The 11,799-nt window shown below is 66.6% G+C and carries 8 protein-coding genes; 2 read left to right on the top strand and 6 right to left on the bottom strand.

The window, feature by feature from the left end; genetic code table 11:
- Positions 1-29: 29 nt before the first annotated feature.
- The 6 genes from ACIRQF_RS10480 to ACIRQF_RS10505 form a co-directional block, all read right to left on the bottom strand.
- Entirely contained in the window at positions 30-1,232 is a 1,203-nt protein-coding gene (locus ACIRQF_RS10480; protein WP_404090725.1) for a serine/threonine-protein kinase, read from the bottom strand.
- Positions 1,233-1,447: 215 nt separating this feature from the next.
- Positions 1,448-4,105, bottom strand: a complete 2,658-nt coding sequence (locus tag ACIRQF_RS10485) for an RNaseH domain-containing protein (RefSeq protein ID WP_404090727.1) — start codon at positions 4,103-4,105, stop codon at positions 1,448-1,450.
- A 23-nt stretch (positions 4,106-4,128) separates the two neighbouring features.
- Positions 4,129-7,395 carry a hypothetical protein gene (locus ACIRQF_RS10490; protein WP_404090730.1) on the bottom strand — a complete coding sequence of 1,089 codons (3,267 nt, stop codon included), beginning with the start codon at positions 7,393-7,395 and terminating at the stop codon, positions 4,129-4,131.
- Positions 7,386-8,690 carry a hypothetical protein gene (locus tag ACIRQF_RS10495; protein ID WP_404091768.1) on the bottom strand — a complete coding sequence of 435 codons (1,305 nt, stop codon included), beginning with the start codon at positions 8,688-8,690 and terminating at the stop codon, positions 7,386-7,388. Before ACIRQF_RS10495 ends, ACIRQF_RS10490 begins: the two co-directional genes overlap by 10 nt.
- Before the next feature lie 53 nt (positions 8,691-8,743).
- On the bottom strand, positions 8,744-9,451 hold the full coding sequence (locus tag ACIRQF_RS10500) for a hypothetical protein (RefSeq protein ID WP_404090733.1): 708 nt from the start codon (positions 9,449-9,451) through the stop codon (positions 8,744-8,746).
- Positions 9,452-9,711: 260 nt separating this feature from the next.
- Entirely contained in the window at positions 9,712-10,533 is an 822-nt protein-coding gene (locus tag ACIRQF_RS10505; protein ID WP_404090736.1) for a hypothetical protein, read from the bottom strand.
- Positions 10,534-10,674: 141 nt separating this feature from the next.
- Here ACIRQF_RS10505 and ACIRQF_RS10510 point away from each other — a divergent pair, with 141 nt between their 5' ends.
- The gene (locus ACIRQF_RS10510) at positions 10,675-11,139 is read left to right on the top strand and encodes a DUF2199 domain-containing protein (protein WP_404091771.1); all 465 of its coding nucleotides are present in this window, start codon (positions 10,675-10,677) and stop codon (positions 11,137-11,139) included.
- 33 nt (positions 11,140-11,172) lie between these two features.
- Positions 11,173-11,646 carry a DUF6228 family protein gene (locus tag ACIRQF_RS10515; RefSeq protein ID WP_404090738.1) on the top strand — a complete coding sequence of 158 codons (474 nt, stop codon included), beginning with the start codon at positions 11,173-11,175 and terminating at the stop codon, positions 11,644-11,646.
- The last annotated feature ends 153 nt before the right edge of the window (positions 11,647-11,799 follow it).

Consider the following 11,799-nt stretch of genomic DNA (forward strand, 5'->3'; position numbering starts at 1 on the left):
CCTCGCCGGTAGAAGGGTGGAAAAGCGGTTCAGCGCTTCGGCCAGGCGAGCGCGGGCCCCACCGCGTAGCGCTGGCGCAGCTCCTCGGCGACCCTCCGGGAAGCGGGAGGACGGCCCCTCTGCGGAGTGGGCGCAGCCGGACTTCCGCTCGCGGGCTCGGGTACCTGCACGGACACAGGGGGGAGTGGGCTCACGGTGTCGCTCGCGGCTGGTGAGTCCTGACCGGGTTCACCGCCGGGTGGCGAGACAGAGATCTCTTCCACAGCAATCGCGGGCTCTTCGCGCAGCAGTTTCTCGAGCGAGTCGAGCCGGTCCAGCATCGGTCCGTCAGGCTGCGGCAGCACCATCGTGGAATGGTCCTTCGCCGTGGTCTCCTGGATCAGAGCGCGCCGTGCACGAGCTGGACTCGTACCCAGCTGACGCATGAGATCGGCGCACTGCCGGGTCACCTCCTCCAGGGAGGGACGGTCGTCCGCCTTGTGCGCCAGCATGCCCGCCACGATCGGGGCCAGCTCATCGGGCAGCCCGGACAGATCGGGGCCGATCTCGGGGTTGACCACCTGCGCGGCGACCGCCTCCCACCGGGCGCCGTCGTACGGGTAGTGCTCGGTCGCCGCGTACAGAAGTACGGTGCCCAGGCCATACACGTCAGCGGCCTGTGTCACGTCGACCTCGCCCAGTGCCTGCTCAGGCGGCATGCAGCGAACCGTACCGATGACCATGCCAGCCTGCGTGAGCGTTCCCTTGGACGCTCCGACGAAAGCGCCGAGGCCGAAGTCGATGATCACCGGACCGAAGTCGCCGAGGATGACGTTCTGCGCCTTCAGGTCGCGGTGCACCAAGCCAGCGGCGTGCACAGCGGCAAGCCCCTCAGCCAGCAGCGCGCCGAGGCTCGCCACGAGCGGCGCGGACAGTGGACCCTGGTCCCGCACGACTTCGGAAAGCGGGCGGCCGGGGACATAGTCCATGGCCAGCCAGGGCTGCTCGGCAAACGGGTTTGCCTCGATGAAACGGGCCACACGGCCCGTACCCGAGATCGTGCGGGCGATCGCCGCCTCGCGTTCGAACCGGGCGCGTGTGTGCGGGTCCGTACGGTCAGGCCGGATCACCTTCACGGCGACCGGTTCACCAGCGACCGAGTAGGCGAGGTACACCTCCCCCATCCCACCCGCGCCGAGCCGGCGCTCGACGAGGTACGGACCGATACGCGACGGCAGAGGCGCGCTGCTCACCGCACACCCCCTGACTCCCGCAACCACAGCACAACCTCACCCGGCGCCTGACCCCACTCCGCCGCAGAAGGAGCAGAGCACAGGGGCAGGGACACCGACGAATTACGCCCTCAGCCTACCGATCGGCCTCCCACGGGAGAAAGTGATCACATCTGACTGGTCCGATCTTCCCGGCTCCGTGTCCGAAATCAGGCCACTACGGAGAGGTGACAAGGCTACTCGTCCTCGCCGCTCATCTCGCCGTCGAGGTCCTCAGCCGTAATGGTGCGCCGGTACTGCGGGTGGTCCTTGTCCATCTGAAGGGCCGCGTGAAGGGGGATCGGGTAGCGGGTGCGGTGCTTCCAGGCGAGGGCCTGGTGACAGAGCCTGGCGGTCACCATCATCAGTTCTCGGCGGTGGTCAGTGTTCACGGTGATCGGGAAGATCTCGGTCGCGGTCATGGCGTAGTAGTTCGCCTTGATCTCGTTCTTACCCTTGTTCCACGGCAGTGCGCCGTAGCGGGTCTTCTTCGAGCCCTGTCTGCCGGCACCGTTCCCGTCGAACTGGTGGGTGGTGTTGACCAGCAGCCAGGTGCACTGCTCTCCGAGATCAGGGTCGATCCGGAAGACTTGGGTCGTGCGTTCCTTGGTCTTGATCTCGCTGTCGTCCTCGTCGGTGATGGTCACCTGCACCGGACGGGGGACCTCCTCGTCGGTGGTGTTGAGGCGAATCACGGCGATCGGCCGGTACCTGGGGGCGATGGTGGAACCCGGGAGCCAGGTGGTGTTGGGCTCGGGCGGCTGGCCCTGGGTCCTGTTGTTCAGGCCCTTCCACAGCCGCCGGCAGGCGACGCCGTCCACGGTGACCGTGTACGGGTTGCTGCCCAGGTAGTCGGCAAGGTCTTCCAGCGCCTGGTCGATGACTTTGGCGGTGCTGGAGTAGCCGGCGAAGTTGTCCATGAATTCCGTCATCTTCCCAGCCGGGTAATCGGCGGCGTGGAAGGCGGCTTCGGCCAGGTGGTACGGCCTCCAAGTGCGGTCGGTGTAGGACCATCCGTGGAGCGTCCACGCACCATCCGACACGGTAGGTGGCTTAAGGACACTCGCGGAGACAGAGATCCTGGCGTCCCTCTCGCCCGGCCTGCGCGACTGCCTGCGGACATGAACGCCGCAGTGCGCTACCCCGTCGGCGGGCAGCTCGCCGATGGGCTTGATCAGAACGCGGGAGATCCGCCGGTCGATGAACCCGAGATTGCGGTAGAGATCCATGAGGCAGGACAGACTCTGGTGGTCCATGCCGGTGGACTTGTCGATGCCGGTCTGGACAGCACTGTCGATGTACTGGACCACCAGACCCATCTTGGCGAGGATCCGGTGCGTCTGGTGCTTCGCGTCTTCGCTGTCCTTCGGCCTCGGCGGAGAGCCCTTCTTCCCGTCGCCGTACTCGGTTTCCGCCCAGACACCGACGATCTCTCCTGACGCCGCCTTCAAGGAGACCAGGTCGGCCGTGTGCGCGGTCCTGCCGGCCGCGGATCCGTGCTGGAGGAATTCGGGAACGTGGTGGAAGACGACGCTGACCCGGGTGCCGTGCAGGGTGACGCTCTTGCCTTCGGCGGGGTTGAGGCTGGCGGGGTCGAGTCCGTAGGCGCGAGCGAGTGCGTTGATCATCCGCTGACGGATTTCGTCGGTCGCCCACAGGCAGACGATGCGCAGGCGTTCGAGGCCCATGGCGTCCAGGGAGCGGGTGACGTCAAGCGGGTCCATGAGGACTTCGTCCTTCTTGGCCTGCTTGAAGTTGCCGCCCTCAAAGAAGCCATACAAGGGTTGGCAGTTGTCGCCGAGGGTGGTCTGGATGTGGTCGTACAGCCCCCGGTAGTAGTCCATCCCGACACCCGAGCCGACGGGGAAGTAGAAGTTCTTGGCCATGATGGGCCGCACTGTGCCCAGTGGCCGAGGGGCGGGTCTGTCCTCACCGTTCTCCTGGGCCTGCTGGCGGGCCAGCCTGTCGGCCTGGATCTGCCGGTCGACCTCGTGGAGGACGGAGCGGCCCATGCCGAGTCGGGAGAGAGCTTGCAGGGCAAGCCGGTTGACGTTGCGCAGGCGTCCCCGGCCGTCGAGTTCGACCTCGACCAGGGGCCGGTCCGCGCGGTCTTGCTGGGCGAGGACGGTGCGGGCGAAGTCCATGGAGCTGCTGATACGGGTCGCCGAAGCGGAGACGAGGATCAGGGGGTCCTTCACGTTGGGCCCGGTCTTCATCCGCAGCCGCACCCGCGGCAGGGAGAATCGAGTTCCGGTCTCATCCGGCCATGGGTCGTCCCATGCGACGAGGCCACCCGCCGTGTCGGGGCGAAGCCCGACAAACAGGCCGTCGACTGCCCAGGGTTCGCTCGCGATCCGGCGGGCGAGGTCCCAGGCGACCGTCTCGTAGACCCAGCCGGGGGCGTCGGGCTGCCCACTGGGCGAGTGCAGCAGGTAATCGGCGAGCGAGCGCTGCTCCTGGGGGGTTGAGGCGAACTTCTCCGCGATGCTGACCGGCTGGTTCAGGTCGATGTCATCGACGTCTTCGCCCGTCGCCAGCCCGTACAGCAGGGTGAATACGTCACGGACCGTGTCCTCGTCGATGGGGTCGCGGCTGGCCAGGACGGCTCGTTTGGCGTCGAGCCAGACGTACCCGCCGGTGAGTGCGCGAAGGGCCGTCGTCGCGACGGAGTGCGGGGCCTGGACCTCGTCCCGCCCGGCCCGTCGGCGGTAGGCGTTGTCGAAGACACCCCACAGCTTGACGCCGGCCGGGCCGCAGTCGCGGATGTGGACGGTGGTGTCCTTGAGAAGACTGGGCGTGGCCCGGACGGCGAGGAGGTCGAGACGCTGGGTCGCCTTGGGCGGTCGGGAGGACATGCGGACGAGTTCTCCTTCGGAGGTCATGCGGCCGGGTCGATTCCGGCGTAGGCGAGGAAGGCGGCGAGGGCTTCGCGGTAGATGTCGTTCATGCGGCGGCGTTCGTCCTCGTCCCAGTTGGTGTGCATCCGCTGGAGGATGCTGGCGAGGTCGGCCTGCCACGAGTCGCGGTGGAAGGCGTAGTCCACGAGGTGCAGGGTCATGTCCGTTCCGCCGCGCCGTGCTCGTCCAGCGAGCTGGATCATGTCCACGACCATGCCTGCGACGATCTCCTCCTGAATGACCTTGTGGGTCGACCCGAAACCGGGCGCGGAGCGCATGATCAGGCTGAGGCGTCTCCACGCCTCGGTGCGTGCTGCTGTGAGAGCGGCGACGGGGTCGTCACTCGGCTCTTTCGGCAAGCTGTTGAGGCCGGCGGCGTTGACCGAGGCGTACATTTCCGGAGGATCGCTCAAGAGTGCTAGCGGGCGGGTGCACAGGTAGACGGGGGTGATCGCCGACTTGGTGCCGATGACGATGTTCAGGCCGCGGGCGATGCGTGCCATGGGGACGATGAGGATCTTCCCCTTGCTGGGGAAGGTCTCGAACTCCTCGGGTGTCAGTTCGACGATGCCGGCGGGCAGCGGCGGCAGGTCGCTGCGGCGTTCCTTGTCCGGTGGGACGGCGACGCACAAGCCGCCGGTGTAGTTGCCGGAGTTGTAGATGCCCAGGGCGATGTAGCGGCAGTGCAGGTAGGAGTTGACCACCACGGCGGCGTGGGCGCGGTCCTTGTCCTCCTTCTCCAAGCGTTCAAGCTCGGGGTGGATGCGGGTGTCGTACAGGCTCTCGCCAAGCACTTTGAGGGCGGCGGCCTTGAGGTTCTGGGGGAGCCCGGAGATCTGGATGGGGTTGTTGAGGGAGTCGGTGATGGTGTGCTTCTTCGCGCGGATACTGTCCGGCGCGGCGTCGGTCATCCACCACTTCACGGTGCTGTGGATGTGCTCACGGACGGCCTGCGGGAAGTACGCGGTCGCTGACAGGCCCATAACGGGCCGCTCCACGCCGGCGAGAGCGAGGGAGACAATGCTGCCCAGCTGGGCGGTGTAGGTGTGCGGGTCTCCGGTGATGCTCTGGGAGGTGAGCTCGCCGGTCTTGGCCGGGTCGTCCAGGCCGGTGACGCGGTAGCCGAACAGAGCTCGGCCGAGCATGCCGAACGGAAGGATGTTGGCTCCGATGCCTCGTTCGAGGCGTTCGGCGAGGGCACGGGCCGAGGCCAGGCCGCTGGAGCGAAGTTGGGCCGTCTTGCCCGTGAGGTCGTTGAGGGTGTCGTCGAGCTCGGACAGCCAGGTACGGACGATAAGCAGTTCGACGGCTTCGGCGCGGTCGTGCTCGTTCTTGACGATGTCGCTGAGGAGTTCGTCAAGGCGGTGCTGGGCGTGGGTGAGCAGATCGGTACCGCGGTGGCCGAGAAGCTCGCCAAGGACGCCGCGAGCTTCCTGGTAGTGGTCTTCCAGCTCCACGGTGCTGAGCGGGTCGGCGAGCGGGTCCTGGCCGGGCTTGGGCGGCCTGAGCGCGTTGAGCTTGTCGAACAGCTCCTGCGGGATCTCGTGTTCGCTGGTGATGCCTGATTCGGGGAACAGCAGGTGGATCAGGCGGCGGTCCCGGCCTCCGGAGATGTGCCATCCGGTGCTGTTCATACCCACCCGGTCACCGACGGGGCCACCGTCGCCCTCGTAGTGCCGCAGGTGGAGCTGGCCCTCACAGACGGCGGCCAGCAGAAACTCGGTGAGGTAGCGGGCGTAGGTGACTGGCGGGACGAGTTCCTTGACTGTGGCGGGCGGCTGTTTGCCCAGCTCGTCGTGGAGCTGCTGGAGCGGGATCTTCTTGTCAAGGCGGGAGTCCAGGACCAGCTCGCTGGAGCACTTCCCGATGGCCGTGGACTGGAACTGGTCGATCTCGTCGATGAGGGTGGCATGGCAGCGGCGCAGCAGGAATTCGGCCACGCTCAGGCCATCGGTGGGCCGATCGTCGAGGGTGATGCCAATGGGCATCCGTCCCATCATGAAGTTGTGGTGGTTGGTCACCACCACGAAGGCGGTACACGCGTTGTGGTGCTGTTGGTACTTCCCGCACACCGGCACGAACGGGCAGCGTCGAGTTCCCTTGGCCGGAGGCAGAGGGTAGAGACTCATGCACGATTCCGAGCCGGCCGGGTAGGGGTGTGTGGACTCGGTGAAGCGGTTCAGCGAGCAGCCGTAGGAGAGTTGGCTGATCTTCCACCGGATCTTGGCCGACTGCTCGGCGATCGAGCCCTCAATGCGGGAGGCGACCTTCATGGCTCGCTCGTGCAGTCCGTAGGGAGACATCAGGGGCGTACACGTCTCGGGGTGGCCAAGGAATGCGAGGTCCTGGCTGATGTCCCACGCTGCCGCGAGGGTCGCCTCGACAGTGGGCAGGACGATCGCGAGGGTCAGCCTGTTGATGGCGAACCACGAGGCCATGACGCGGACCAGGACGCTCTTCCCGGTACCGGTGGGGGCGTTGAAAATCTCGGTGGCACCGGCGCAGAGCCGGATCACCTCCTTGGGAGAGATCGTGTCCGTGGTGTTGAGCTGGCCAAAGAGCGCTTTGAGCACCTGGTGCAGGTGCCGGCCTTCGGGCTTGAGCCGCTGATCCAGCTGCCTGGCGAGGTCGAGAAGGTCGCTGGCAGGGATCTCGACGTTTGGCGTGTGGGCGGCGGTGTACACCTGCGTCGGGCTCTGGCACGGGTCAGTTTCGGAGCTACCCGCGAACGTGGGAAGAACAGCACGGCCCTGAATCTCTCCAATGCCCCCGGCGTAGAGCTTGCGGGTCATCCACACCCCGGATGTGGCGGGTGGCGCGGGCTTGGGGCGGGGGTGATCCCTGTGTACCCGCTTCAGGGTGCGGTCCACATAGCCCAGGAGATCGTCGCCCACCCGGGATGAGGCAGCTTCGGTCACGGCCGGTTCACCGACTGGAACGAACTGGGGGGCTTGCCCGGCAGGGGGCGCGGCCAGGCGTTTACGAGCGGCCTGCACAAAGGCTGGAGCGCTGGCGAACTCACTCGGAGCGTTGACAAGAACGTCGGCGATGCGTTGCTTCTCCTCGTGTGGGAGGCCCGCCCAGGCCGACCACTTGTCGTACTGGCCGGACAGAAGGAACGCGGCGTACCTGAACCTCGCGGTGGGCTGCCCGTGCTCGTCGGGCGGATCGGGGAAGTAGTGGGCGGCGAGCGCCAGCGCACAGAAGACGGCTGCGTCGTCCTTACGGAGCTTGCTCGTCAGGCCCATCGGACTCCTGCCTTCCTGCAGATCTTCTCGCCCATGTCACCCGCGGTGGCCACGCTCAGGCGGAACTCCTCGCACACCCCGCGCAGCAGAGGTAGGGAGGCTTCGCGGTGGTCGGGGACGACAATCCACTCCGCTCCCCCGGCATCGCCGCCATCAGCCTGGATCTTCTTCGCCAGCAGCTTCTCCGACGTGAAGTCCTTGATGTCGAGCAGGAAGGACTCCGTCTCGCCGTTGTGGTGCCACACATCCACGTGCAGGTCATAGGCATCCTGGTAGGGCCACACGGTGACCGCGCCGGGGCAATCGGCCCCGACACCCAAGGCGGCGGGACTCATGTAGGGCTCCGGGGCGGCGGTAAAGCCGCGCGAGCGTAGCGCGTCGTACAAGGCGATCTCGACGAGGCCAGGGACGGTGGTGTAGCGCCACGGCCCGCGCGTCAGCGCGAGATACCCGGCGGCTGGCAGTGGCTGCGGCACTGGCCCTCGCAGGTCGGGGGCGAGGACAGACGCCGCTCCGGTGGGGGCCGGGGGCGGGGCGCCGGGGATCAGCGACGGTGGCTTCCCAGCATCCGGGATCTTGAAGGTGTAGGAGGCTCCCATGAGTTCCGCGTGCGGCCTGTAGAAGCAGCGGACCCTGCCGGTGACAGATTTGCGGGAACGGTGCTGGGTGACCTTCATCGGCCAGCGGCACACGGGGCAGGCGAACCACCACTGCTCGTAGAGCGCGGCGAAGCTGATGGGCCGGTAGAACTGGCCGACAATGCTGGGCAGGTTCAGCCGCCGCACCTCCGCCTCGGTCCCGGCCGGCATCCGAGACAGGTCGGAACGGCCCTTGGTGTACGCCTCTTGGGTCCCGCGCTTCCGCAGCCCCGAGTAGACGGTGACCTGGTCCATCTCCTGTTCAAGTTCTGCGATGGATGTGGACCTGCCGTCCCGGGTGGCCTTGTGGACGGCTCGCGTGACCTCCCGCTGTTCTTGGTCCAGGTCGTACAGGTCCTCTTCGAACAGGCCGTCGTCATTGATGAGGTGAACGCCGGCCATCTCCTCCGGTGGAACCCCGTCGGGGAGGAGACGGGCGAGGTCGCCAGTCAGCATCTGCAGGAAGGCGTCGAAGGGGAGCGGCTGGCCGGGACCACGGGCGGCGAGAACTTCCCCGTGGCCTTCCATCAGAGTGCGCAGACGGCCTTCGGGGGACTGGTCGGCGCTCGTGAGGGCCTTGGCTGACATGGCCGCCGCCCGCATCACCATCTGCCGGATTGCGTCATGGCTGATCGACTCGGACATCGAGATGGGCATCACGCGCAGCACGATAGACCTGGGGTACGACAGTCGGGCGGCGATCTGGGGAGTTACAGTGGATCTGGGGCGTTGATCTGGACATCGGGGTACACGCTCTGATAATCAGCGCGGTATGCGTTGATGTGCTGTCTTCCGGCTTCGGTGATCCGCCACCGGTACTCGAGGACGAACGTCCCGCGCCCTTTCTCAGTGCGAATGGCGAAAGAGTCGATGTAGCCCCGGCTCGGTTTGCCGTTGGGGCGATAGCCGGTACCGAGGTAGTACTTGGACTTGCCTCCCATCACGTCCTCGGGCAGCCCGCCGGGGCCGGCGGCGGCGACCCTTGCCAGATTTCCCCACAGCCACTCCGAGAGCAGATGCTTGGGACGGCACGGCGCGGGAGAAATACCAAGCCCGGCACGGGCGCATGCGCGGCCCGCACGAGTCAGTTCCACCAGGACGCGGGCAACGAGACCGACCTCCGGAACCTCGATCCGGTCTTCAGTGATCTTCAGAAGTCCTCTGCGGGCAAGGGCATGCAGGGTGGCTCCGGCTCCAGCGTCGAGGCAGCCCTCCTCGCGGAGGCGTCTCTGAATCGTGGTGTACTCGGCAAACGGAAGCTCGGCCTTGATCGAAAACGGCAACTTGCGCCATGCGGACGCTGGCCCTGGGTCCTGATAGGTGGACCGGGCGGCCCTGGCTCGGCGCTCCGCTTCCTGGTCTTCACGAAAGCAGGCAAGCAAGTAGCTACGCTGACGGCTATTCAGACCATCCCACATCGCCTCGGCCTTCTTCCGCAGGGTGAATCACACGCAGAGCCATCGTCGCGACCACGCCAGCGGCTGGCGCGCCCAGACGATGTTCCTACGCCTCAGAGCCATGCCGAAATGTGCCGCCTCCGCGCCGCCGTTCGGGCCGCGCGGGTCTGGCGTTAGTGGCACGCCAGCCAGGCTACGGCAGCCCAGTGACAGCCCTCGGGCAACACGACTTGGCTCTCCGGCTGGGGCTCAGCCACCGCGGTCGCCTCCTTGCGCGCTCGTCAGTCGCTCCCGTCGGCGTGCGACAGCACACCTTCCGTTCTCGGGATGGGAACGTAGCCGCCGTCGACTGGAATCTTCGCAATGATCTTCCCGAGTTCGGCCAGGGGGTCCTTGCCGAGCAGCGCAGGGTTAGCCTCGAGCATCAACTCGACGCATTCCCCAATGCGCTGAGGCGTAAGCTCGTCCGTCGCCCTCAGCTCCACCGGACCGTCCTCCCCCTCGTCCACGACCCGGGCGTTGCGCACCAGCCGTAGCTGCTCGTCGCTGTAAAGCCTGGCCATCACTGCCTCAGCGAGCCGCTTCCGCGCATCCGAGGCGCTCATGGTCGTCCGCTGATCGCCTGAAACAGCGACAACTTCCTGCAGGTCCTCCGCGGTCTCAGCCCGGCGGTCACTCGTGCGGCTTCGTACCACGCTGCTCCACTTCGCTTTCACGGACGGGAGCGCCTGGTCGGTCCACTTCGCCTTCACTACCGGAAGCGCTTGTTCGTTCCACCACTTCCTGACGTGCGGCGCGGCCTTCTCCGCCAATCTGAGGCCAATCTGGACGAGCACCTCGGCGAGGACTTCCGCGTTCTCTCGACGCTGCTGCGCTCGGGCCTCCGACTCGTGCCGGTCAGAGTCGAGCCAACCCTGCGGGTACATCGCCAACGGATCCGGCTCGTCTTCCTTCAAGAAGATCTCGGCTTGACCCACCTGATTGGTGTCGGGGTCACGTGTCATGCCGCGATGAGCGCCTTCGGTCTTCCTCGACTGCGTGAAACGCGCGCCCTTCCGGACTCTGACAATGGCCTCGTACTCGTCGTACTCGCTGCTGTCCATGCCCCACCGTCGACCTGCGGGATGCCCTGCGTCCACCACCCGCAGAGTGTGACTGTCCGAGTGCATCGCTAGGCTCCCGCCATGACCAGCGATCTCGGATTCACCTGTACGTGCTGCGGCAGCCACCACGGCGAGCTGCCGATGAACTACTCCGCCGCCGCCCCCTACGTCTGGGACCCGAGTTTCGCCGACGCCCCCGACTGCCTGCTCTCCTCGGATCAGTGCGTCATCAAGGCGCAGCACTACTTCGTCAAGGGCCTGATCGAGATACCGGTCATCGGCAGCGACGAGGTGTTCTCCTGGGGTGTCTGGGTCTCCCTCAGCAGTGAGAACTTCTCCCGGGCAGCCGACCTGTGGGACACGCCCGGGCGCGAGTCGGAGAAGCCGTACTTCGGCTGGCTCACCACCGAGCTGCCGTTCTACTCCCCCAGCACCATCAACCTGAAGACCCACGTGCACACCCGCCCGATCGGCGAGCGGCCCCTGGTCGAGCTCGAACCGACCGAGCACCCGCTCGCTGTCGAGCAGCGCACCGGCATCACCGGCGACCGCGTCCGCGAAATCGCCGAAGCCCTGTTGCACGGCACCGGCCACGAATCCGGATGACGGCCGAGGCAGCGCTGACCTAGCGTTCCGTGCATGACATCCCCGGACGGCGACATCGACGGCAAGCCCTGCGTGACCATCCGCTGCCAGGACAACTCGTCCGTGGGCGTGACGTTCTGCGACCGGTTCAGCTTCGACCAGGACTCCGTTCACTTCGCCATCGAAGCCTGGGCGCCCGGTCTGACCGCCCGTGTCAACGAGGTGGTCGCCTGGATCTGGGACAACGACCTCACCACGTTCCTGGAGGAGCTGGCAGCGGGCTACCGGGGCTGGGATGGCGAACGGACCTGGCACACCATGGACCGCGACCTCGCCGTCTCAGCCGTCTTCCGCTCCGGCGGATACATCGGCCTGACTTGGACCATTCGCCCCTGGCGGAGCGCGGCGGGCGACTGGAGCACTTCGGTCACCACGTGGCTGGAGGCCGGCGAGCAGATGTCATCCCTCGCATCCGATGTCCGGCACTTCCTCGCCGGGGAGCGCACCGTCCCACCGCCAGGTCAATGACGTCCGGGTCTGCCACCTGAAACGCGACACGGCAGCGATCACGACGACGAGGAAGGCGGGTTCAGCAACATGGTCGGCTCTTGGGACGTAGCTCATGCTCTGCGTGGCGGGATACGCGACAGACGGCAGGCCTGGGACTTTGTCCGAAGCTTC

Source organism: Streptomyces sp. NPDC101191 (assembly GCF_044767915.1).
GTDB lineage: Bacteria > Actinomycetota > Actinomycetes > Streptomycetales > Streptomycetaceae > Streptomyces.

Bases quoted from the DNA above. Each gene is read 5' to 3' on its own strand.
- ACIRQF_RS10485 (WP_404090727.1), bottom strand. From the start codon at position 4,105: ATGTCCTCCCGACCGCCCAAGGCGACCCAGCGTCTCGACCTCCTCGCC.
- ACIRQF_RS10490 (WP_404090730.1), bottom strand. From the start codon at position 7,395: ATGGGCCTGACGAGCAAGCTCCGTAAGGACGACGCAGCCGTCTTCTGT.
- ACIRQF_RS10495 (WP_404091768.1), bottom strand. From the start codon at position 8,690: ATGCCCATCTCGATGTCCGAGTCGATCAGCCATGACGCAATCCGGCAG.
- ACIRQF_RS10500 (WP_404090733.1), bottom strand. From the start codon at position 9,451: ATGTGGGATGGTCTGAATAGCCGTCAGCGTAGCTACTTGCTTGCCTGC.
- ACIRQF_RS10505 (WP_404090736.1), bottom strand. From the start codon at position 10,533: ATGGACAGCAGCGAGTACGACGAGTACGAGGCCATTGTCAGAGTCCGG.
- ACIRQF_RS10510 (WP_404091771.1), top strand. From the start codon at position 10,675: ATGAACTACTCCGCCGCCGCCCCCTACGTCTGGGACCCGAGTTTCGCC.
- ACIRQF_RS10515 (WP_404090738.1), top strand. From the start codon at position 11,173: ATGACATCCCCGGACGGCGACATCGACGGCAAGCCCTGCGTGACCATC.